The organism is Pseudomonas sp. Q11, assembly GCF_024494355.1.
GTDB classification, from domain to species: domain Bacteria; phylum Pseudomonadota; class Gammaproteobacteria; order Pseudomonadales; family Pseudomonadaceae; genus Aquipseudomonas; species Aquipseudomonas hefeiensis.
This window is the reverse complement of sequence record NZ_JAKNQY010000007.1, coordinates 227,574-248,432: the sequence shown is the minus strand read 5'-3', so window position 1 is coordinate 248,432 and position 20,859 is coordinate 227,574. Positions and strand designations below refer to the sequence as shown.

Here is a 20,859-nt window from a genome sequence, read left to right as displayed (position 1 = left end):
TAAGGGCGAAACCTTAAGTTGCCGTTACCGCAGCAACGGATATGCACCCAATCCAATCCAGTCCAGTCCAACCCAAAAGAAAACGACCCTCTCCCCCTCAGAAAGCGCCATTTCCTTAAGTGAACAGCATTACGGCCTTGAGCGGGGCTTTGTTTTATTCAAGGCTTAAGATCACCCAGCGGGTCATACGCTTTGGAACCGGGCTCCTCCTGCTCGTCCTCTTCGTCCAAAGGCGCCTTGGCAGGACCTATCGGATCAACTTGAGGATCACCCAGGTCCGGCGAGTCAGGATCAAATCCCAAATCATCGCCGGAAGAATGCTCGGAAGAATGTGGCCCCGTAGGTGTTTTCGACTGTGCCATGCTTTTCTCCTCAGACTCATGGGCCGGCTATTCCGGCCCTGAGGTTAGGAGCCTCTGGCATGGCGGGTGGTGCCCGACAAGTGACGAACGGGGCGTGAGATCAGTGTGCGGTGCTCAGGGCTTGAGTGGCCCGGGCCGCTGCCTGTTCCTGCCCTGCCCCGGCCAGTTCGCCCGCAGCTTTCAGCCAGCGCTGGGAGTCCACGTTGGCCGGGAGTTGCGTAGGTCGCTGGACCAATACCGCCCAGCCTCCCGCATCTTTGAGGGCCGACTCAAAGCCGCTAAAGCTCATCAGCAGCCGCCGGTTCATCCCCGACCTGAGCAAGACCGTCTGCTTTTGGCGGTTGTAACCGACGAGAATGCTGTACCTCGGCCCAGACCAGAAAGCCGAGCCCTCCGTATAGCGCACCAGAACGGGGTAACCCGCCGCGATTTGCTCCAACAGTGCCGGCAGTTCACTGTCGAGGGGGTACACCACCAGCCCATACTCTCGCGCCAGGGTTTGCAGGTTCTGCTGCAAATGGGCTTCGCCTTCCGGCAGACGTAGAGGCTTCTCCAGCAATCCCGGCGTAATCACCGTGCCTTGCAGCGTCAGCAGGCTGGCCAGCGATTGGGGAGCGCCCTGGTACATTTCGCCACGGAAAAACGGCACGCTGTTGAGTTCCACCCGCTCGGGCAGGCGCTGAATCTGCGGCGACACACTGCCTGCGCAACCCGCCAGGGCCGTTAGACACGCCGTCACCAGTACCAGTGATCGAAAAGAGGAAATTACCGGAAACATGAGGACTCTCTTGTGAAGGCACCCGACATCGGGCCAGGCAAGGGCCATCGATCATAAGGTGCAGAGAGACATGGGTATAGCCTTAAACAACAGTCCCATGGCGGCGATAGAACGAACTGGTCCGTCTGTCGTCACTACCGATCGATTCCCTGCAACACTTTAGCGACTAGACTGTCCATTGTAACGAGTGCGTCGCCCTGGACTTGGGCAGAAGGAGGCACAGATGAGCCTGACCACAACAATTGTGATGCTGATATTCGGCTGGCTGAGCGTCGCCACAGCCATGCTGTGGGGCGTTCTGCGCATTGCACGCCGCCATCATCACGCGCCGCCAGCGCGAGCGGAAAAAGCGCCAAAACCGGCCCGGCGCCACGCTGCCGCACACTGACCGTTTCCCCTTCAAAAATCAAAAAAGCCGCCCGGGGATGGACCCCGGGCGGCTTTTGACTGTCTGCAATCAGGCTTTATCGGCCAACACCCTTTGCTGACGGCGACGCGACATCATGTTCAACACCTCAATCGCTGCCGAGAACGCCATGGCTGCGTAGATATAGCCCTTGGGCACATGAGCACCAAAGCCTTCGGCGATCAGCGTCATGCCGATCATGATCAGGAAGCCCAGCGCCAGCATGACCACCGTCGGGTTGTCATTGATGAACTTGGCCAGCGGTTCGGCCGCCAGCAACATCACCAATACTGCGATCACCACAGCGATGATCATGATCGGCAGATGCTCGGTCATGCCCACGGCGGTAATGATGCTGTCGATGGAAAATACCAGGTCCAGCATGAGAATCTGACCGATCGCAGCGGCAAATCCGAGGGTCACCCCGGAGGTGGCGGATTTTGGATCATCCGGCGCCGGGTCCATGCTGTGGTGGATCTCCGTGGTGGCTTTCCACAGCAGGAACAGGCCGCCTGCGATCAGGATCATGTCCTTCCAGGAGAACGCCTGACCGAGGATCTCGATGACCGGCTCGGTCAATTGCACGATAAAAGCAATGGTACTCAACAAGCCCAGGCGCAGGATAAGCGCCATGCCAATGCCGATACGCCGCGCCTTGGCGCGGTGCTGTTCGGGCAGTTTATTGGTCAGGATCGAAATGAAGATCAGGTTATCGATGCCAAGCACGATTTCCATGACGACCAGAGTCGCCAGCGCGATCCATGCAGTGGGGCTGGCAGCGAGTTGTAAAAGATAATCCATGGGTCAGTCCTGACTCGATATGACGGGCTTAGATGGTTTTGGTGGAGGTTTCGGATGGCTCGGCATCGTCCGCCGGCTTTTCCTTAGGGCTGATCAAACCGCCACTGGCCTCGCTGATAGCCTGTTCGGCGGCCTTATGAGTGTCATCGATTGCCTGCTTGGCGGTTTCAGCTGCTTGCCCCATCAATTGCTGCGCGCTTTTTTCGGCCTGTTCGCAGCCTGAGAGCGCAATTGAAGACGCTGCCAATATGGCTGCGAAACCCAAGGATTTGTACGTCATGGATAAATGCCTCTCTGAGATAAATGGAGCGCAAAAGCTGGCTCACCGATGGCCGGCATTCTAGAGAGGAGAATACTTCAGGAAAATTCGTATTTTTAGCGGTTATACTTCGGTTTTTACGAATCGGCGTGAATCATGCTCAATTATCGACAGCTGCATTACTTCTGGGTGGTGGCCAAAACCGGCAGCATCGTACGGGCCTGTGAGCAACTGAACCTGACACCACAAACCATCAGCGGGCAAATTTCACTGTTTGAGCAGACCTATAACATCAAGCTGTTCCGCCGCGTCGGGCGCCAGCTGGAGCTGACCGAGGCCGGTCGCCAGACGCTGCCCTATGCCGAACACATGTTCCAGTTGGGCGGCGAGCTGGAGCTGATGTTGCGGGCCCAGCCCAACGAGCAGCAGACGCTGTTCCGGGTCGGGGTGGCGGATGTTGTGCCCAAATCCATCGTCTATCGGCTACTGGCGCCGACCATGGAGCTGAGTGAACAGCTGCGCATCACCTGCCGCGAAGACAAACTCGAACGGTTGCTGGCGGACCTGGCGATCCAGCGGCTGGACCTGGTGATTTCCGACAGTCCGATGCCGACCCACCTGGACATCAAGGGCTACAGCCAGAAATTGGGAGAATGCGGGATCAGTTTCTTCGCCACTGCTGCGTTGGCCGAACGTTACGGGGCAGATTTTCCCCGCGGCCTGCATGACGCTCCTCTGCTGATTCCGGGCCCCGAAACCGTGGTACGCAGCCGCTTGCAACGCTGGTTCGCCGAGCAGCAGATCCAACCACGCATCGTGGGCGAGTTCGACGACAGCGCGCTGATGCAGGCCTTCGGGCAATCAGGCAGCGGAATTTTCATCGGCCCGAGCGTGATCGCCGATGAAGTGAAGCGCCAGTACGGCGTCCAGGTGATCGGCCAGACCGATGCTGTAGGCGAGTCGTTCTATGCCATTTCCGTGGAGCGCAAGGTCAGCCATCCGGGCATCGTCGCTATCGCCGAAGGCGCGCGTCGCGAGCTGTTCAGTGCTTAGCAGTCCGCACAGGCGGCGCGGGGCTTGAAGGTCATCAGCAATAACGCCAGCAGGATCGATATGAGGATGAACCCGGACGCGGCAAAACCAACGCTTCCCAGGCCCAGGGTATCGATGACGCGCCCCCCGACCATTGCCCCCAGGCCAATCCCCAGGTTGGCACCGGCGATGTTCAGCGATGCCGCAAAGGCTGGAGCCTCGGGCGCGGCCTTCATCAGCCGTACATGACTGACCAGGAACAGAGCTGCCTGGGTCATGCCCCATATACCCATCGCCGCAGCCAGCCCAAGGGTCGAATGGATGCTCGGCACCAGCGCCACCATGCCGCCAATCATGAACAGACAAAACACCATCGAGGCGATCAATGGATGCCGGTCCACCGCGCGGCCACCCAGGGAGTTGCCCACCAGCCCAACGGCCCCGAAGCCCATCAGGCACCAGCCCACCAGCGTGCCGTCGAACCCGGCCAGGCGCTCAAGGATATCCGCCAGGTAGGTGTAAGCGGTGAACATGCCACTGAACACCAGAATCGACAGCAGCACGTGGCCCTGCATCAAGGGGCTGCGCAATATCTTGAATTGCGAACGCAAACTGACTTGCTGCTGGTGCAGATTGGTTTTTGGCAGGTAGATAAACAGCAGCAAAGCCTTGGCGAACGCAACAACCGCCAAGATCGCAAAGGCGCTGCGCCAGCCGAACGCATCAGCAATCAAGGTGCCTACCGGAATACCGAACACAGTGGCACAGACAATGCCGAACCCTATCCGGGCGATGGCTCGCCCGGCAAACTGCGGCCCGACAATGTCCACCGCTGTTTCACTGGCCAGCGCCCAGAACACCGGCAGGCCCAGGGCGGGGATCAATCGGGCGATGGCCATTACTCCGATATTGGGGGCCAGAGCCGCCAGCGTGTTGGCCAGGCCAAACATCACCAACACACAGATAAACAACTTGCGCCGCTCAAAACGGGCGAACCAGGCGGTCAGAAACGGCCCGAATGCCGCCACGGTAAATGCAAACAGCGTCACCAGCAGCCCGGCCTGGGCAATGGTGACTTGCAGGTCGCGGGCGATGGATGGCAACAGGCCAACGATGATGAATTCAGTGGTCAGCACTGTAAAACCAGCAGCCGACAACAGAAAAACAGACAACATGCAGAGCTCCAGCGAAACAACGACACCAGCGTTAGCCCAAAAGGGCCGCTGGTAAAGTAGAAAGGGGATTGGCCCAAAGCCTAACAGAATGTGCCCCTCAGACAAATGCGCGTGAACGCCCAAGCGACGGATCGTCACAGGTCCGTCAGGTTTTTCAGCCGGCTGTGATAAAGTCCGCGGCCTGCAAACGCTGTACTTTCTTTTCGGTCCCGCTCATGTGGCCTGCCCGCTTGTTGCCCTGAGGGGTCGACCGTTGCACACAAAAAAAATCAGAGATGCCGTTATGACTGCTTCGTCCCCTTCCCTTCTACACCGCCTCAAACGCACCGGCCTGGTGACGCAAATCGTCATCGGCCTGATCGCCGGCATCATCCTGGCGTGGCTGGCGCCGGACCTTGCCAAGTCCACCGCATTCATCGGTAAGGTCTTCGTGTCAGCGCTCAAGGCCGTGGCACCGATCCTGGTGTTCGTGCTGGTCATGGCGTCGATCGCCAACCACAAGCACGGTCAGCAAACCCATATCCGGCCTATTCTCTTCCTTTACCTGCTCGGTACTTTCGCCGCCTCGGTGGTCGCGGTGGTTGCCAGTACCCTGTTTCCGTCCAACCTTGTTCTGGTGTCCCATGACGTGGCCGTCACCGCCCCCGGCGGCATCGGTGAAGTGCTACAGAATTTGATGCTCAGCGTGGTAGACAATCCGGTCAGCGCCCTGATGAATGCCAACTTCATCGGTATTCTGGCCTGGGCCATCGGGATGGGCATTGCCATTCGCCATGCTGGCGAAACCACTCGCGCCGTGCTCGGGGATCTGTCCAACGGTGTGACCTTGATCGTGCGCGTGGTCATCTGCTTCGCCCCGCTGGGGATCTTCGGCCTGGTGGCCTCAACCCTGGCAACCTCAGGTTTCAGCGCGTTGCTGGGTTATCTTCACCTGTTAACCGTACTGATTGGCTGCATGCTGTTCGTGGCGCTGGTGATGAACCCGCTCATTGTGTTCTGGAAGCTGCGTCGCAACCCGTACCCACTGGTCTTCACCTGCCTGCGCGAGAGCGGCATCACCGCGTTCTTTACCCGCAGTTCGGCGGCGAATATCCCGGTGAACCTGGAACTGAGCAAACGCCTGGGCCTGCACGAAGACACCTATTCGGTATCGATCCCGCTGGGCGCGACCATCAACATGGCCGGCGCCGCCATTACCATCACCGTGCTGTCCCTGGCGGCGGTGCACACCCTGGGTATCGTGGTGGATGTGCCGACAGCCGTGCTGCTGAGCGTCGTTGCGGCCGTTTGTGCCTGCGGCGCGTCCGGAGTGGCCGGTGGTTCGCTGTTGCTGATTCCCCTGGCATGCAGCCTGTTCGGCATTCCCGGCGAAATCGCCATGCAGGTGGTCGCAGTAGGCTTCATTATCGGTGTCCTGCAGGATTCAGCGGAGACTGCGCTCAATTCCTCTACCGATGTGCTGTTCACGGCGGCGGCTTGTTTGGGTGAGGAAGAGAAGCGCGAACGCATGGCCTGACAACTGTGCTGGAGGTATGAGCGTCATCGCGAGCAGGCTCGCTCCCACAGGGTTTTGTGGCAGATACAAATCCAATGTGGGAGCTAGCCTGCTCGCGATAGCGATGGCACAGCCACCGAGTACAACAGACCGCCACAAAAAAGCCCGGGACGGCCCACACCGTCCCGGGCTTTTTCATGCTGGCGGGTTTAGAACGCGCCCATGTAGTCGCGTTTGCCCACTTCCACGCCATTGTGGCGCAGCAGCGCATAGGTCGTGGTGACGTGGAAGAAGAACTGCGGCAGACCATAGGTCAGCAGGTAGTTCTGGCCGGTGAAGCGTTTTTCCTTCGGCGTGCCCGGACGAGTGACAATTTCGATGCCTTCCTTGCCGTCGATCTGCTCGGGGCTGATACCGTCGATGAACGCCAATACCTTGGCGATCAGGGCTTGCAGTTCGGCAAAGGTGGTTTCGCTATCGTCATATTTCGGCACTTCAAGCTCGGCCAGGCGCGCGGATACGCCCTTGGCAAAATCCACCGCGATCTGCACCTGGCGTACCAGCGGGAACATGTCCGGGTACAGGCGGGCTTGCAGGAACGCGTTCGGGTCGATGTTTTTCGCAGTGGCGTGGGCTTCAGCCTTGTTCAGGACGTCACTCAGGGCGTTGAGCATCTGCTTGAAAACCGGGATGGAAGCGGCGTACAGGGAAATAGTCATGGCGATCTCATGCAGGTGGCAGGAAAGGACAAATCAAACGGGTGCGATTATAGCCACGCCTTATTGCACACCTTGTCTTTTATTGCGCAAGGATTAGGCTAGGCGGCTTCCACAGCATAGGGAACGCGCGATGAGTATCGAAGAACAAAGCCCGGCCGAAGAACCGCGGCTCAACAGCACGGAAATCCGCATTCTCGGCGCGCTGGTCGAAAAGCAGGCCACCAACCCTGAGACCTACCCGCTGACGCTCAACGCCCTGGTACTGGCCTGCAACCAGAAGACCAGCCGTGAGCCGGTGATGAACCTCAACCCGGGCCAGGTCGGCCAGAGCCTGCGTGCGCTGGAAGGTCGCGGCTTTACCAAACTGGTAATGGGCAGCCGCGCCGACCGCTGGGAGCATCGGGTCGACAAGGCCCTGGAGTTGGTGCCGGCCCAGGTGATCCTGATGGGTTTGCTGTTCTTGCGCGGCCCGCAGACGGTCAATGAACTGCTGACCCGTAGCGGCCGCATGCACGACTTCGAAGACACTGAACAGGTGGTGCATCAGCTTGAACGGCTGATCGCCCGAGGCTTGGCGCTGTTGGTGCCGCGCCAGCCCGGCCAGCGGGAAGACCGTTATATGCACGCCATGGGCGACCCGGCGGATATCGAAGCGATCCTCGCCGCCCGCCAGCATCCCGTAGAGCGTGGTGCTGGCAGCGGCGTGTCGCTGGAGCGCATCGAAGAACTCGAAGCGCGGATTGCCGCCCTGGAAGAACGGCTGGCGCGGCTGGAGTGATCAGGATCGGGCGAACGCCACGGCCTTCTTGAATTGTTCCGCGCTGGGCCGCACGCCGGTGTAGAGGACAAACTGCTCCAGGGCCTGGATCGCAATCACTTCGAGCCCGGTGATGACCCGTTTGCCCTCGGCCTGGGCGCGCACGATCAGCGGCGTTTGCGACGGGATCGCCACCACATCGAACACCGTCTCGGCCGCGGCGATGGTGTCGGGCTCGAACGCCAGTTGGTCGGCTTCCGGGCCGCCGGTCATGCCGATCGGCGTGACGTTGATCAGCATCTGCGGCCGTCGCTGCCCCAATTCCGCCTGCCACTCGTACCCCAAGGAGTCGGCCAAGGCTCGCCCGGCGGTTTCGTTGCGGGCAACGATCAAACCGTTTTGGTAACCCCCGTCGCGCAAGGCGCTGGCCACGGCCTTGGCCATGCCGCCGCTGCCGCGCAAGGCAAAGGTCGAATCCTTGGGCACCGCGTGGGTTTGCAGCAATTGGGCGACAGCGATGTAGTCGGTGTTGTAGGCCTTTAAATGGCCATCTGTGTTGACGATGGTATTGATGGACTGGATCGCGGCGGCGGAAGGATCCAGTTCGTCGACCAGGGCGATGCAGTCTTCCTTGAACGGCATCGACACCCCGCACCCGCGGATACCCAAGGCGCGGATACCGCCAACAGCACCGGGCAAGTCCTGGCTGCTGAATGCCTTGTAGTAGAAGTTCAGGCCCAGTTGCTCATACAAGTGATTATGAAAGCGCAGGCCGAAATTCCCGGGGCGCGCCGATAGCGACATGCACAGTTGAGTATCTTTGTTGGGGTTGATCTGCATGCTTGACTCCTTGCAGTAAAGAAACCGCTACAGACCTTACACATTATTTACCCAACGGTACGGCAAATTCTGGAAAAATCGCTGTCAGAGCAAGTATCCCCGCGACCCTCATTCGGGTCTGTTGCAGACCACAGGCGCCGGGGCTGAAACGAGGAATCGTTATGAACCGTCAACTCCCCATCATCGCCCTGCTCATGGGGGCACTCGCGGTCACCGGCCAGGCATCCGCCCATGGTCGAGGTGGTTGGGAGGGTCCCGCTGTGTTTGGCGCAATCGTCGGCTCGGCCATCGTCGGTTCGGCGATCCTCAGCCGTGACCGTCCGGTCTATGTGCAGCAACCGGTCTATGTCCAGCCACAACCGGTTTATGTGCAACAACCACCACCGGTCTACTACCAGCCGCAGCCGGTCTACATCGAGCGACCTGTCTACTATCGCCCGGCACCGGTGTATTACGGGCCACCACGGGGCTATTACTACGGCCCGCCTCGCGGTCATCACGGGCGCCCGCGCTGGTAATCAGCCGCTTAGGCGACACAAGAAAAAGCCTGCGATCGAGGATCACAGGCCAGCCAAGCGAAATAAAGTCGAGCGATAAGCTCGTGGTGAGGGAGCTGCTCCCTCGCCACGGCGTGTCTGTCCTCAGACGTGCTCACTGCTTTTGAGCCGCACCGGGCCATGCTCTGCCGGTGCATGGGCGGCCTCCGTTACCACCGGGATCTCGTTGCCGTCGCAGTCGTGCAGCTTGCCGTCACTGAAGTAGTCGCCTTCGCGCAGCGCTGCCAGGTCCTGGTAGCGCAACACCCGCTCAGTACCGGCGGCGAAGACGGACTGCTGATCCGAGTTACCTTGGGTGAAGTGATTGAAGGCCAGGTTCAGCACGATTGCCATAATCGCCGAAGAGCTGATGCCCGAATGGAAGATCGTCGCGAACCAGCTCGGGAAATGATCGTAGAAAGTCGGTGCGGCGATGGGAATCATGCCGAAACCGATGGAAGTGGCGACGATAATCAGGTTGACATTGTTGCGGTAGTCGACTTTCGACAGCGTCCGGATGCCGCTGGCAGCCACGGTGCCGAACAGCACGATACCGGCACCGCCAAGCACCGAGGTCGGCACTGCGGCGATCACCCGCCCCATGAACGGCAGTAGGCCGAGCACCACCAGGAATACCCCGCCAGTCGCCACTACGAAACGGCTCTTGATCCCGGTCACCGCCACCAACCCGACATTCTGGGCAAAGGCGCTTTGGGTGAAGGAGCCAAAAATCGGCGCGATCATGCTCGACAGCATGTCGGCCCGCAAACCGTTGCCCAGACGCCTGGAGTCGACTTTGGTGTCGATGATCTCGCCCACCGCGAGGATGTCGGCGGACGTTTCCACCAGCGTCACCATGATCACGATGCACATCGACAGAATGGCCGCGACATGAAAGGTCGGCATGCCGAAATGGAAGGGTGTGGGGAAGCCGAACATCGGGCCTTCGCTGACGGAGGAAAAGTCCGCCATGCCAAGGAATACGGCGATAACGGTACCAATGACCATCGCCAGTAGAATCGACAACCGCGAGATCGTCGCGCTGCCCATTTTGCTCAACACCAACACCAGGACCAGAGTCACGGCGGCCAGGCCGATATTGGCCATGCTGCCAAAATCGGCGGCGTGGCTATTGCCGCCCATTGCCCAGCGGGCCGCTACCGGCATCAGGGTCAGGCCAATGGTGGTGATGACGATGCCGGTGACCAGCGGCGGAAAGAACCGGGTGATTCGTGAGAACACCGGGGTAATGAGCAAGCCGATCAAGGAGGCGGCGATCACCGCGCCCAGGATGGCCTGGAATCCCCCTTCCCCGCCGCTGCCGACGATCGCCACCATGGTCGCGACCCCGGAAAACGAAACGCCCTGCACCAGAGGCAACTGACAGCCGAAAAATGGCAGTCCAAGGGTTTGCAACAACGTCGCCAGCCCTCCCGCAAACAATGACGCCGCGATCAACAGGCCGATGTCCGCCGGTGACAACCCGGCGGCCTGGCCGATGATCAGCGGCACCGCGACGATGCCACCGTACATGGTCAACACATGTTGCAGGCCATAAGCCATATTCGCGCCGACGCCAAGGTTTTCATCCTCGGGCCGTGGGAGTGAAACATGGGGCGTTTTCATGGTTCGGGAGTTCCCTGTTTTTTGTTATGCGCACACTGTATTCAAAACTCAGGACAAATGTCCATAGAGTTGTATACAACTTGTTGCGCAGCCCATCATCAACAGTGAATTACCCCACCATCCGCAAACCTCTGCGTCGCTAAAGAAGTCCAACCACTGCGGGCCGTAAAAGCTCACGTCGCGGTACGCGCAGACCAAACTCGTTTTCCAGCAGGTCGATCAGTTCGTCGGCGTCGGTGATTGTCCGGCGCTCGCTCTGCTCTCCTATGCGGTGCAAGGCGTAGCTGTTGCCGTTCAGGGTCTTGCGCAACCCATCGCCAGTGCGAGCGACCATCAACCGGCCCATGAACGGCGACTCGGGGTGGTTGCTGACATACCAATTGCCGACGGTGTAGTCGATGTCTTCCTGGCGCTGCAGATCGAACAGGTACATCGGCCGCCATTCGTCGGCCACGCAGGCGCGCAACAGGTAGCCGTCTTCATGAGTTTCGATGCGATAGGGCTCGTGGGGAGTGGCCTGGGTGTCACGACTGTCCAGCAACAACGGTGCGGTGGGCACCATGCCGCCGAAGCCGACATCGGTGGTGTAACGCACGCCATTCAGCGTCACCAGGCTGAGGCGGTGGGTGCGGGCGGGCCACGCGCCTTCGGGGGCATTCATCACCACCCGTCCGGTGATACCTCGGGCGTCGAAGCCCAGTTCCAGCAGCAGGGCCAGGAACAATTGATTGAGTTCATAGCAGTAGCCACCGCGGCCTTGCTCGAAAACTTTTCGTTCCACTGATTCCAGATCAATGGGCACAGGTTGGCCCAGCAGCGTGGCAAGGGTTTCAAAGGGGAATTCGGCCGTATGGCGCCGTTGAAGCTGGCGCAACGTGTCGAGGGTCGGGGCTGGCGGTTTATCGAAGCCCAGGCGTTGCAGATAACGGCCCGAATCGCTCAGTCGGGGTTGGCTCATGAGGGTGTCCTTTCCTGTCCGGTGCAGAGCTTACAAAAAGCACGCTGCTGGGATGCAGATATAAGGCATTCCCCTTTGCGAGACAATAACCGGCCGGGAGACCTCGTCCCCTCATCGACGTTTTCGCGAAGCGAGCCGGATCCAGGTAGGAGCATGGTCGCTGGGGTGCGGTTGGTTCCTGACCCATGCGTCCACGCCCGCCTCGCTCAGGTAAGGGCTGGCCGCCGGGTTGAGCAGCAGGTGATCGATGCGCAGCCCGGAGTTCTTCTGCCAGTGCTGATGGAAATAATCCCAGAAGGTGTATACCCGCTCGTCCGGGTACAGATGGCGCAACGAATCGGTCCAACCCTGGTCAAGCAACCGCTGGTAGCACTCGCGGCTTTCGGGTTGCAGCAGTGCATCCTTGAGCCAGGAGCGCGGGTTGTAGATGTCCATGTCGGTGGGCACCACGTTGTAGTCACCCGCCAGCACCACTGGATGATCACTGGCCTGCAGCCCCTGGGCATAGTCGATCAGCCGTTCGAACCACGCCAGTTTGTAAGCGAATTTGGGCCCTGGTTGCGGATTGCCGTTAGGCAGGTAAAGACAGCCCACCAGTACGCCATGGACCGCCGCCTCCAGGTAACGACTGTGGCTGTCATCATCGCCGCCGGGCAAGCCACGGCGGCTCTCCAGCGGTTGCGCATCACGGGCCAGGATCGCAACGCCGTTCCAGGAAGCCTGACCATGCCAGAGCGATCCATACCCGACGGATTCCAGCTGCGCAGCGGGGAAATCCTTGTCCGCCGCCTTGAGTTCCTGCAGGCAGACAATGTCGGGCTTCTCCCGCTCCAGCCACTCCAGCAGATTGGGCAGCCGGGCCCGGATGCCATTGATATTGAAGGTCGCTATGCGCAGGTTTTTCATCGGGTCAGAGCTCCAGATCCAGGACACTAGCGGTGACCGACAAGCCCATGGCCTTGCCCAGGTTGCGCCCAAGAGTATGAGACAGGACCTACACATTGTTTCCACTTCACTGGTGCAGAGCCTGAACAATTGACCGTGACAAGCCGCCGATGATTCCAAGCGTTCTCAACGATCCGAACGTTCCAGCGCATCAAGCCCACCTTCCATCGACAAGGCCGCCACACGGTTGCGTCCGCTGTGCTTGGCCTGATAAAGCGCCGCGTCGGCACGCTGGATAAACACTTCAATGCTGTCCAGGCTGCTGGGCACGAACGCGTAGCAGCCCAGGCTCACCGTCAGGTAGCCGGTGGGAGAGCCGGCATGAGTGATGTGTTTGTCGATGACGCTACGGCGGATCTGCTCGGCCAGGGCCAAGGCCCCTTGCAAGTTGGTATCGGGAAGCAGCACCGCGAACTCCTCGCCGCCATAGCGCACCGCCAGGTCAGCCTTGCGATGACAGCAACTCTTGAGCACCTTAGCCATTTCCGCCAGGCAATGGTCGCCGGCAACGTGCCCGTAGGTGTCGTTGTAGCGCTTGAAGAAATCGATATCGAGCATGATCAGACTCAATGGGCTGCGCTGGCGGGCCCCTCGGCCGAACTCGATGTCAAGAGCCCGCTCGAACAGCCGTCGGTTCGCAAGCCCCGTCAGGCTGTCATGGGTGGCAATCAGCTCCAGCATTTCCTGGGCCTTGCGCAGGTCCGCTTCGATCCGTTCGCTGTTGCGCAACTGGCGCACGAATACCCAACCGAACAGACAGATGCCCAACACCACCAACGCCACGATGAGACTGGATTTGAAGGCTCTGTCGTGCCACCCCGCGAGGATCGCCTGTTCGGACATCGCGGCGCTGACCACTAGCGGATAGGCCTGCAAATGTTGGTGATCATAGAGCCTGAGGACCCCATCGGCGGCGGAACGGATGGTTGCAGTGCCGCTTTCGCCGTACGATTCGTGCTGGAAGACGGGCTCCTCGGCCAAGGATCGACCGATCTTCGCCTCGTCGAAGGGCCGCCGGGCCAGCAAGGTCCCGTCGGACAGGGCCAGGATCATTTCGTCTCTGTCGTCGAGGCTGAAGCTTCTGAAAAACTGATCGAAGTACGACATTTTGATGCCGGCCAACAATACGCCCTGGAAATTGCCCTCCTGATCATTCAAGCGCCGCGACACCGGAATAATCCAATCGCCATTTTGTCGACTGCGGATAGCCGGCCCGATGTGAGCGACCAGAGACGTGTTCTGCTGGTGGAAAGCAAAGTAGTCCCGATCCGCTACCCCCGGGCCTCTTTGCAGCTTCTCAAAGGACGTAATGACCCAGTGACCGTCTTTGTCGAACAGAAACAGGCCATGCAGTTGCTCCAGTGATTGCACGCGCCGGGCGAAGGTTTTTTGCAGGCGAGGTTGTAGCGCCGGACCGAAACCGTCGATCTGCATCCAGTCCGCCAGGCTGGCCAGGACCAGCTCAGTCTGCTGAAAAGTGTCCTGGGCCTGCTGGGCCATGGCCCGGGTAAGGTTGGCCGAGGCTATGCGAGCCGACTCCAGGTCGTAGCGACGGGACTGTTCCAGTTGCAAAAAAAGCAAGCCACACAGGCAGAGGCAGACCGCCGCGATAAACGCCACCGCTGCCTTGAGCAACGGCAGGCGCTTGAGGGCACCGCCGGGGACATGGAACGGATCAAAATTGGGGATAGGCAAGCGAATTCCTGAGGGGGGCAAAGCATGAGCGAAACCCTCAAAGCCCCCAATATTCGTGAGCTTAGCCTACCGCTTGGGGGGGCGGCAATTTGCCTGTGTAGCGCAACCGATGGGTGGCTCAATGGATCCAAAATCCGGCACATTCCCTCGGCAAAATTTCCCGTCCTGGCAGCGGGAGTACCAACCGTGGGAGCGATCCCGTAAAGCGTTTTTTTCAAGGAACGCTTTGCCAGGGCTATCAAAATGGCGTGACGCCCCATAACGTAGATCGCCTTTGCCACTCAAGTACCGCGCCGACCATGAATAAGCCCATCCAGACCGTCGACGACCCGTTGTCCAGCCCCTCGGCCATCAGCTTGCGCGAGGCATTCTGGTTCTGGCTCAAGCTGGGCTTCATCAGCTTCGGCGGGCCGGCGGGACAGATATCGATCATGCATCAGGAACTGGTAGAGCGCCGACGCTGGGTTTCCGAACGGCGCTTTCTGCATGCCCTCAATTACTGCATGTTGCTGCCAGGCCCCGAGGCGCAGCAGTTGGCGACTTACCTGGGCTGGCTGATGCACCGCACCTGGGGTGGGATCATTGCCGGGGCACTGTTCGTGCTGCCCTCGCTGTTCATTCTCATCGCATTGTCCTGGCTGTATGTCGCCTTTGGCGAAGTGCCGGTGGTCGCGGGGATTTTTTATGGCATCAAGCCGGCCGTGACGGCGATCGTCGTGCATGCCGCCCACCGGATAGGCGCGCGCGCGCTCAAGAACAGTTGGCTATGGGCGATCGCCGCCGCGTCGTTCACCGCGATATTTGCGTTCAACGTACCCTTCCCGCTGATCGTGCTGGGGGCGGCTGTCATCGGGTACTTCGGCGGTCGCTGGGCACCGGATAGGTTCAGCCTGGGCGGCCACAACACCACCCATCAGTCCTTTGGCCCGGCATTGATCGACGATGACACCCCGACCCCGGAGCATGCCCGGTTCAGCGCCTTGCGACTGGCCCGGTTGGCGATCATCGGCGCCCTGCTGTGGGCATTGCCGATGGGTGTGTTGACCATGGTGTTCGGCTGGGAAGGCACCCTGACGCAAATGGCCTGGTTCTTTACCAAGGCAGCCTTGCTGACTTTCGGTGGCGCCTATGCGGTTCTGCCCTACGTGTATCAAGGCGCTGTCGGCCATTTCGGCTGGCTGACCCCGACACAGATGATCGATGGTCTGGCCCTGGGCGAAACCACTCCCGGCCCGTTGATCATGGTGGTCGCCTTCGTCGGGTTCGTCGGCGGCTACGTGATGCAGGTGTTCGGCCCTGAACAGGCCTTCCTCGCTGGCGCGGTTGCCGCCACGCTGGTGACCTGGTTTACGTTCCTGCCCTCATTCCTGTTCATCCTCGCGGGCGGTCCGTTGGTGGAGTCGACGCATAACGAGCTGAAATTCACCGCACCGCTGACGGCGATTACTGCCGCCGTGGTCGGGGTGATCCTCAACCTGGCCTGTTTCTTCGGTTACCACGTGCTTTGGCCCAGCGGTTTTTCCGGTGCGCTGGACTGGCCGTCGGCAATCATCGCGCTCGCCGCCGCCATTGCGCTGTTTCGCTACAAACGCGGCGTCATCCAGGTATTACTGGGATGCGGGCTGACCGGCCTGGCCGTGCATCTACTGCGTTAGATGAGGCCTTTGCTCAGGTAGGTCGCCGAGGCCGGGCACAAGGACTTGAATTGGGCTGTTTCGCTGATTGACATCGGCGCCAGCGAACGGTCACTCGCCTGATACCCCTGGGCGACAAAGAACGCGGCGGCACTGTCAGTGAGCAGGTGAAGGCGTTCCACGCCCTCGCTTTTCGCAAAGTCTTCAAGAGCGACCAACATCGCCGCGCCTATGCCGCGCCCCCGCAGCCCGTCAAGGACCACCAGAGAGCGTAACAATCGGTCGGCGCCCTCCCCCTCGACTCCGCCAAACGCCGCCTGAGCGTCTTGTTGACTGAAGCCGAAAAAACGTCGGCCCGGCTGGTTCAGGTCATCCACCGGCAGCCTCGCCAGGATCAGCGCCCGGCGCAACGGCTCTAACTCGTCACTACTCAGTTCGGTCATATCCATGGCGGTGCTCTGACAGAGGTCCCGCACAGGAAACTACGCCGTCAGCACTCCCGCACGCAACGGCTCCCAGATAACAAAATTGAACGGCCCATGCTTTATGCGAACTAATCAGGTTCATGCCCTGCCCAGGTTCTCAGACCAAAGTCGGCACGGGCCAAGACCTGAACAGCAATGGCACAGGTGACCGTTCAAATGGACTCAAGCTCTCTCCAATTCCTTACCGACACCCAATTGCTGGGCATCTCCATCGCCAACTGGCTCCTGGCCCTGGGTGTGATGGCGGTGAGTTTCATCATCGTCAGGGCCGGCATCGGCTTGCTGTTGAGAAAAGTGCAGGCCCAGGCACAGAAACCCAACGCCTACGTCAGCCACATCGCTGTTGAAGTATTGTCCAGCACCAGCAATACGCTGTTGTTACTGGCCTCCATTCTCATCGGCGTCGGCGTCCTGGACCTGCCGGAGCGTTGGCTTGACCGGGTCAGCAGCCTCTGGTTCGTGGTCGCGGCCTTGCAAGTAGGGCTCTGGGCCAACCGGGCAATCGCCCTGGCGTTGCTGCATTATTTCGCCCGCCACAGCCACGCCGACATCCACCAGAAAAGCGCGCTGGCCACCCTGAGCCTGTGGGGCGCGAAGGTGTTTCTCTGGGCCGTGGTGCTCCTGGCGATGCTCTCCAACCTGGGCGTGAACATCACCGCGTTTATCGCCAGCCTCGGGGTCGGTGGCATCGCCGTGGCGCTGGCGGTGCAGAATATCCTCGGCGATCTGTTCGCTTCACTGTCCATCGCCGTGGACAAACCGTTCGAAGTCGGCGACTTCATTGTCGTGGGTTCCCTGGCCGGCACGGTGGAACATGTCGGTTTGAAAACCACGCGCATCCGCAGCCTGGGTGGCGAGCAAATCGTGATGGCCAATGCCGGAATGATCAGCACCACCATCCAGAACTACAAACGGCTCCAGGAGCGACGCATCGTCTTTGAATTCGCCCTGCCCCATGACTGCTCGACAGAACAGCTAAGGCAAGTGCCGGTCCTTGTCGAAAACATCATCAGGGCCCAGGAAAAGACCCGCTTCGACCGCTCGCACTTTCGCAGCTTCGGCGAGAGCGCACTGGAATTCGAAACGGTGTATATCGTGCTGGACCCCAGCTACAACGTTTACATGGACGTCCAACAGGCGATCAACCTGGGCATGATGGAAGAGTTCGCCAGAATCGGCGTGCGGTTTGCGATCCCGGCCCGTACCGTTCATGTCGCGTCGCTACCCGATACGTTGGGGCCAATGTCCAAGGAAAACGGTCAAAAAACCTCGCGGGAAGCCGCGCCTGAGTATCGGGCGCAGCATTGACAGCCAACCTCACAGTGAGCACTTGCCCCGTGGGAGCAAAGCTTGCTCGCGATGAGGGCCCACCACGCAAATGGGCGCCCATTCGTATCAAATAAAACTGACAGGCCGCGGATTGGCTTGCGGATTGAGCAGCGTATTGGAGCCGGCCTCAATCGCCGACGACCCGGTTTGCTGCGACGGTTTCCCAACGAGAAGGCTCAACGCGTTGTCGATCTCGTCAGCCGCCCCTTGCGCGTATTGCGCGCTTGCCCAGTTCCAGTGGTGTTCAAACATCAACCCACCCACCGCCTGAGCGCACAGTTCATCACTGCTCACACCCATCTTGCCCGCCGCGGCAATCACGGCCATAAGGGCTTGCTCCAACTGAGAAATTCGCTCGGTAGACACACGGACCCACTCGATAAGTAACGAGTGACCAGCCTACCAACATATCAATGTGCCACCAACCGCAGGTGCTCAACGGTCATCTGCTCAAACGACCTTGGCTTGCGCCCGCGCGCGGATGTCGGCCGGGGCGCGTTTATCGACAGCGCTCGCTGAAGCTGCTTTCTCAACCCTGCGCGCTGCACGCCGCGGTGCTGGAAGTCGATGGGCAATCCCGAACCGCGGCCCGTGCAGCCAGGATGCCGAGAACAGCTGCACCACCCAGCACAGCCGCGCTGGTTTCGAAAGTCGCCTGATAGCCGCTCAGATCGAAAAGGATGCCGCCCACCGTTGCACCGGCCGCGATCGCAAGCTGGATGATCGCGACCATCAATCCACCCCCTGCTTCGGCATCATCTGGCACCGTTCGCGCCAGCCAGGTCCACCAGCCGACGGGGGCAGCGGTGACCACTAACCCCCAAAGCCCCAGCAGGATAATCGTGATGGTTGCCGACGCCCCGAACCCCACCAGGGCAAGTGCAATCGCGGCCATCAACAACGGGATGACGATGAGCGTCCGGTACAGGCCATTTTTCAAGAAGACACCGATCAGAAAGGTACCCAGCAAACCGGCCACGCCAATCACCAGCAACGCAAACGAAAGCAAAGACACGCTCATCTGCGTCACCGTTTCAAGGAACGGTCGTAGATAGGTGAACAACATGAATTGACCCATGAAGAATGCGCTGGCAGCCAGCATGCCCAAGGCTATGGGGGCCCGTACCATCAATTTGAACACGTTGGCACTGCCCTGCTTCGTCTGTGCAGGCATGGAGGGCAGTCGTAGCAGCAGCCAGACCAAAGCGGTGGCGGCGACAGGCACAATGCAAAAGAACGCACCACGCCAACCGATTATCTGCCCAAGAAAACTGCCCAGCGGCGCCGCTACCACAGTCGCCAACGCGTTGCCGCCATTGACGATCGCCAGGGCCCGTGGGATCTGGTCATCCGGCACCAGCCGCATGGCCGTGGCGGCTGACAACGACCAAAAGCCACCAATCGCAACGCCGATCAGTGCTCGTCCCGCCATGAATACCGCGTAATTGGGTGCCAATGAGACCACGGTTCCAGAAATGATCATCAACAGTGTCAGCAGCACGAGCAAACCTTTACGGTCCACCCGGGCGGCAATCGATGCAATGAACAGGCTGGTGATCAGGGCGAAGGCGCCAGACACGGCGATGCCTTGACCGGCCTGCCCTTCGCTAATGTGAAGATCGGCCGCAATGGGCGTGAGCAAGCTGACCGGCATGAACTCCGATGCAACGAGGGCGAACGCAGCGAGGGACATGGCAAGCACCGCGCTCCACGTAGGGCGATCTTGGGTTATGGGCAATACGGTATTGGTCACGGAATATGAGTCCTGTGTTTCTTGAGCGCCGGGTCCACTGAAGACTCGAGGAAACGAACTGCGGCACCGAAGATCGCTGCCGCAGGACAAGAGGCGCCAAGTGATGGCGTGGTTGAGGGAGTTACTTCAGAGAGTTGCGAAAGAACCCGGCCAATTTGTCGAACGGGATCAGGTTCACCCGGTCGTAAAGGTCCACATGGTTGGCACCCGGGATGATGAGCAACTCCTTGGGTTGCGCAGACCGCTTGTAGGCATCTTCACTGTACTCACGCGAGTGCGCCTCGGAGCCGGTGATAAACAGCAAAGGACGCGGCGAGATGGTTTCAATATCATCGAACGGGTAGAAGTTCATGAACTTGACGTTGCTCGACAGCGTGGGCATGGTCGTGGTCTGCGGCGAAGCACCGGCGGGAGTGACTTCTCCACGCGGGGTCCGGTAGAAGTCAAAAAACTCATCCCCGATCGCATCGCCCGTCACTTTCAGCGGTGTGCCAGAGGTATACGCGGTTTTCCCACCGGTGAATTCCACATAGCGCTGCTCGGCTGCGGTGGCCAGGAACTGCTTTTTCTGTTCAGCCGTTGTCGAGTTACCCAAGCCTTTGCGGTACAAGTCGCCATGGTTGTACATGCTGACCGTCGCGATTGCCTTCAGGCGCGGGTCGATCTTGGCTGCGCTGATGACAAAAGCGCCGCTGCCGCAGATACCGATGATGCCGATGCGCTCGCGATCGACGAACGGCCGGGTGCCGAGAAAATCCACGGCAGCGCTGTAATCTTCTGCGTACATGTCCGGCAACACCGCATTGCGCGGCGTACCCTCACTCTCCCCCCAGAACGACAAATCCAGGGAGAGCGTAACAAAACCCTGCTCGGCCATTTTGGTTGCGTACAGATTGGAGCTCTGCTCCTTCACCGCGCCCATGGGATGACCCACGATGATGGCGGCGCTCTTCGCCTTCGGGTCCAATCCCTTTGGGACAAACAGATTACCTGCCACTTCCATCCCGTATTGGTTCTTGAAGGCGACCTTTTGCACTGTCACCTCGGTACTTTTGTAGAAGTTGTCAGCACCGTGGGACATGTCAGCCCCCATGGATGAGCAAGAGACGATAAGCAGACCGAGGGCAAGCAGCATTCTGTTCACTGGATAGTCCTTCTGTTTGAGTGATTCGAGGGGTGTCGCCCGCCTTGGCTCGAACATGCATTGAGTAATGATCTCCTGAGTCAGGTCGGATCAAATTTTCAGTGCTCAAGCCGGATCTCAGGTAGTTCAT

At 59.8% G+C, this 20,859-nt stretch carries 22 protein-coding genes; 7 read left to right on the top strand and 15 right to left on the bottom strand.

Translation table 11 applies throughout. The features are described 5' to 3' along the window. Positions 1-158: 158 nt before the first annotated feature. Together MA884_RS10785 and MA884_RS10780 are read right to left on the bottom strand one after the other, a co-directional pair. Entirely contained in the window at positions 159-362 is a 204-nt protein-coding gene (locus tag MA884_RS10785) for a DUF6021 family protein (RefSeq protein WP_214914633.1), read from the bottom strand. A 100-nt stretch (positions 363-462) separates the two neighbouring features. Continuing rightward, positions 463-1,140, bottom strand: a complete 678-nt coding sequence (locus tag MA884_RS10780; RefSeq protein ID WP_256230483.1) for a peptidase C39 family protein — start codon at positions 1,138-1,140, stop codon at positions 463-465. Between the two features lie 223 nt (positions 1,141-1,363). Here MA884_RS10780 and MA884_RS10775 point away from each other — a divergent pair, with 223 nt between their 5' ends. Further along, positions 1,364-1,528, top strand: a complete 165-nt coding sequence (locus MA884_RS10775; RefSeq protein WP_256230482.1) for a hypothetical protein — start codon at positions 1,364-1,366, stop codon at positions 1,526-1,528. A 69-nt stretch (positions 1,529-1,597) separates the two neighbouring features. Here the strand turns inward: MA884_RS10775 and MA884_RS10770 are convergent, their stop codons facing one another. Continuing rightward, the gene (locus tag MA884_RS10770) at positions 1,598-2,347 is read right to left on the bottom strand and encodes a TerC family protein (protein WP_256230481.1); all 750 of its coding nucleotides are present in this window, start codon (positions 2,345-2,347) and stop codon (positions 1,598-1,600) included. A 28-nt stretch (positions 2,348-2,375) separates the two neighbouring features. Continuing rightward, a complete protein-coding gene (locus tag MA884_RS10765; RefSeq protein ID WP_256230480.1) occupies positions 2,376-2,627 on the bottom strand; it encodes a hypothetical protein in 252 nt (83 codons plus the stop codon). Positions 2,628-2,762: 135 nt separating this feature from the next. Here MA884_RS10765 and nhaR point away from each other — a divergent pair, with 135 nt between their 5' ends. Then, entirely contained in the window at positions 2,763-3,659 is an 897-nt protein-coding gene (gene nhaR, locus MA884_RS10760; RefSeq protein ID WP_256230479.1) for a transcriptional activator NhaR, read from the top strand. On the opposite strand, the gene MA884_RS10755 is transcribed toward nhaR, so the two are convergent. Beyond that, entirely contained in the window at positions 3,656-4,813 is a 1,158-nt protein-coding gene (locus MA884_RS10755; protein ID WP_256230478.1) for an MFS transporter, read from the bottom strand. The two genes, nhaR and MA884_RS10755, sit on opposite strands and share 4 nt — an antisense overlap. Before the next feature lie 283 nt (positions 4,814-5,096). Here MA884_RS10755 and sstT point away from each other — a divergent pair, with 283 nt between their 5' ends. Then, positions 5,097-6,329, top strand: coding sequence for a serine/threonine transporter SstT (gene sstT, locus MA884_RS10750; protein ID WP_256230477.1), 1,233 nt, complete (start codon positions 5,097-5,099; stop codon positions 6,327-6,329). A gap of 188 nt (positions 6,330-6,517) precedes the next feature. On the opposite strand, the gene MA884_RS10745 is transcribed toward sstT, so the two are convergent. Beyond that, positions 6,518-7,027 (bottom strand): DUF1993 family protein, encoded by a 510-nt coding sequence (locus tag MA884_RS10745; protein ID WP_092400556.1) that lies wholly within the window; start codon positions 7,025-7,027, stop codon positions 6,518-6,520. 130 nt (positions 7,028-7,157) lie between these two features. Here MA884_RS10745 and MA884_RS10740 point away from each other — a divergent pair, with 130 nt between their 5' ends. Beyond that, positions 7,158-7,805, top strand: a complete 648-nt coding sequence (locus tag MA884_RS10740) for a YceH family protein (RefSeq protein WP_047228508.1) — start codon at positions 7,158-7,160, stop codon at positions 7,803-7,805. On the opposite strand, the gene MA884_RS10735 is transcribed toward MA884_RS10740, so the two are convergent. Further along, complete coding sequence (locus tag MA884_RS10735; RefSeq protein ID WP_256230475.1) at positions 7,806-8,624, bottom strand: shikimate 5-dehydrogenase; 819 nt, start codon at positions 8,622-8,624, stop codon at positions 7,806-7,808. Between the two features lie 161 nt (positions 8,625-8,785). Between MA884_RS10735 and MA884_RS10730 the strand changes: the two genes are divergently transcribed. Next, a complete protein-coding gene (locus tag MA884_RS10730) occupies positions 8,786-9,142 on the top strand; it encodes a hypothetical protein (protein WP_256230474.1) in 357 nt (118 codons plus the stop codon). A gap of 123 nt (positions 9,143-9,265) precedes the next feature. Here the strand turns inward: MA884_RS10730 and MA884_RS10725 are convergent, their stop codons facing one another. The 4 genes from MA884_RS10725 to MA884_RS10710 form a co-directional block, all read right to left on the bottom strand. Further along, positions 9,266-10,786, bottom strand: coding sequence for a nucleobase:cation symporter-2 family protein (locus MA884_RS10725; RefSeq protein ID WP_256230473.1), 1,521 nt, complete (start codon positions 10,784-10,786; stop codon positions 9,266-9,268). Positions 10,787-10,925: 139 nt separating this feature from the next. After that, positions 10,926-11,744, bottom strand: coding sequence for an arylamine N-acetyltransferase (locus MA884_RS10720; RefSeq protein ID WP_256230472.1), 819 nt, complete (start codon positions 11,742-11,744; stop codon positions 10,926-10,928). A 111-nt stretch (positions 11,745-11,855) separates the two neighbouring features. After that, on the bottom strand, positions 11,856-12,650 hold the full coding sequence (gene xth, locus MA884_RS10715; protein ID WP_256230471.1) for an exodeoxyribonuclease III: 795 nt from the start codon (positions 12,648-12,650) through the stop codon (positions 11,856-11,858). 165 nt (positions 12,651-12,815) lie between these two features. Beyond that, positions 12,816-14,384 (bottom strand): GGDEF domain-containing protein, encoded by a 1,569-nt coding sequence (locus tag MA884_RS10710; protein ID WP_256230470.1) that lies wholly within the window; start codon positions 14,382-14,384, stop codon positions 12,816-12,818. Between the two features lie 299 nt (positions 14,385-14,683). Here MA884_RS10710 and chrA point away from each other — a divergent pair, with 299 nt between their 5' ends. Next, positions 14,684-16,039, top strand: a complete 1,356-nt coding sequence (chrA, locus tag MA884_RS10705) for a chromate efflux transporter (protein WP_256230469.1) — start codon at positions 14,684-14,686, stop codon at positions 16,037-16,039. On the opposite strand, the gene arsN2 is transcribed toward chrA, so the two are convergent. Then, positions 16,036-16,467, bottom strand: coding sequence for an arsenic resistance N-acetyltransferase ArsN2 (arsN2, locus tag MA884_RS10700; RefSeq protein ID WP_256230468.1), 432 nt, complete (start codon positions 16,465-16,467; stop codon positions 16,036-16,038). The genes chrA and arsN2 overlap by 4 nt on opposite strands. A 192-nt stretch (positions 16,468-16,659) precedes the next feature. On the opposite strand from arsN2, the gene MA884_RS10695 reads away from it, so the two are divergent. After that, entirely contained in the window at positions 16,660-17,811 is a 1,152-nt protein-coding gene (locus tag MA884_RS10695; RefSeq protein ID WP_256230466.1) for a mechanosensitive ion channel family protein, read from the top strand. Positions 17,812-17,898: 87 nt separating this feature from the next. On the opposite strand, the gene MA884_RS10690 is transcribed toward MA884_RS10695, so the two are convergent. The 3 genes from MA884_RS10690 to MA884_RS10680 all read right to left on the bottom strand — a co-directional run bounded on the left by MA884_RS10690 (position 17,899) and on the right by MA884_RS10680 (position 20,729). Then, on the bottom strand, positions 17,899-18,159 hold the full coding sequence (locus tag MA884_RS10690; protein WP_256230465.1) for a hypothetical protein: 261 nt from the start codon (positions 18,157-18,159) through the stop codon (positions 17,899-17,901). A gap of 202 nt (positions 18,160-18,361) precedes the next feature. After that, a complete protein-coding gene (locus tag MA884_RS10685; RefSeq protein ID WP_256230489.1) occupies positions 18,362-19,525 on the bottom strand; it encodes an MFS transporter in 1,164 nt (387 codons plus the stop codon). A gap of 181 nt (positions 19,526-19,706) precedes the next feature. Continuing rightward, positions 19,707-20,729 carry an alpha/beta hydrolase gene (locus MA884_RS10680; protein ID WP_256230464.1) on the bottom strand — a complete coding sequence of 341 codons (1,023 nt, stop codon included), beginning with the start codon at positions 20,727-20,729 and terminating at the stop codon, positions 19,707-19,709. Between the last annotated feature and the right edge of the window lie 130 nt (positions 20,730-20,859).

Excerpts from the sequence above, each read along its gene's own strand:
- MA884_RS10785 (WP_214914633.1), bottom strand. The coding sequence starts at position 362 with ATGGCACAGTCGAAAACACCTACGGGGCCACATTCTTCCGAGCATTCT.
- MA884_RS10780 (WP_256230483.1), bottom strand. The coding sequence starts at position 1,140 with ATGTTTCCGGTAATTTCCTCTTTTCGATCACTGGTACTGGTGACGGCG.
- MA884_RS10775 (WP_256230482.1), top strand. The coding sequence starts at position 1,364 with ATGAGCCTGACCACAACAATTGTGATGCTGATATTCGGCTGGCTGAGC.
- MA884_RS10770 (WP_256230481.1), bottom strand. The coding sequence starts at position 2,347 with ATGGATTATCTTTTACAACTCGCTGCCAGCCCCACTGCATGGATCGCG.
- MA884_RS10765 (WP_256230480.1), bottom strand. The coding sequence starts at position 2,627 with ATGACGTACAAATCCTTGGGTTTCGCAGCCATATTGGCAGCGTCTTCA.
- nhaR (WP_256230479.1), top strand. The coding sequence starts at position 2,763 with ATGCTCAATTATCGACAGCTGCATTACTTCTGGGTGGTGGCCAAAACC.
- MA884_RS10755 (WP_256230478.1), bottom strand. The coding sequence starts at position 4,813 with ATGTTGTCTGTTTTTCTGTTGTCGGCTGCTGGTTTTACAGTGCTGACC.
- sstT (WP_256230477.1), top strand. The coding sequence starts at position 5,097 with ATGACTGCTTCGTCCCCTTCCCTTCTACACCGCCTCAAACGCACCGGC.
- MA884_RS10745 (WP_092400556.1), bottom strand. The coding sequence starts at position 7,027 with ATGACTATTTCCCTGTACGCCGCTTCCATCCCGGTTTTCAAGCAGATG.
- MA884_RS10740 (WP_047228508.1), top strand. The coding sequence starts at position 7,158 with ATGAGTATCGAAGAACAAAGCCCGGCCGAAGAACCGCGGCTCAACAGC.
- MA884_RS10735 (WP_256230475.1), bottom strand. The coding sequence starts at position 8,624 with ATGCAGATCAACCCCAACAAAGATACTCAACTGTGCATGTCGCTATCG.
- MA884_RS10730 (WP_256230474.1), top strand. The coding sequence starts at position 8,786 with ATGAACCGTCAACTCCCCATCATCGCCCTGCTCATGGGGGCACTCGCG.
- MA884_RS10725 (WP_256230473.1), bottom strand. The coding sequence starts at position 10,786 with ATGAAAACGCCCCATGTTTCACTCCCACGGCCCGAGGATGAAAACCTT.
- MA884_RS10720 (WP_256230472.1), bottom strand. The coding sequence starts at position 11,744 with ATGAGCCAACCCCGACTGAGCGATTCGGGCCGTTATCTGCAACGCCTG.
- xth (WP_256230471.1), bottom strand. The coding sequence starts at position 12,650 with ATGAAAAACCTGCGCATAGCGACCTTCAATATCAATGGCATCCGGGCC.
- chrA (WP_256230469.1), top strand. The coding sequence starts at position 14,684 with ATGAATAAGCCCATCCAGACCGTCGACGACCCGTTGTCCAGCCCCTCG.
- arsN2 (WP_256230468.1), bottom strand. The coding sequence starts at position 16,467 with ATGGATATGACCGAACTGAGTAGTGACGAGTTAGAGCCGTTGCGCCGG.
- MA884_RS10695 (WP_256230466.1), top strand. The coding sequence starts at position 16,660 with ATGGACTCAAGCTCTCTCCAATTCCTTACCGACACCCAATTGCTGGGC.
- MA884_RS10690 (WP_256230465.1), bottom strand. The coding sequence starts at position 18,159 with ATGGCCGTGATTGCCGCGGCGGGCAAGATGGGTGTGAGCAGTGATGAA.
- MA884_RS10685 (WP_256230489.1), bottom strand. The coding sequence starts at position 19,525 with ATGTCCCTCGCTGCGTTCGCCCTCGTTGCATCGGAGTTCATGCCGGTC.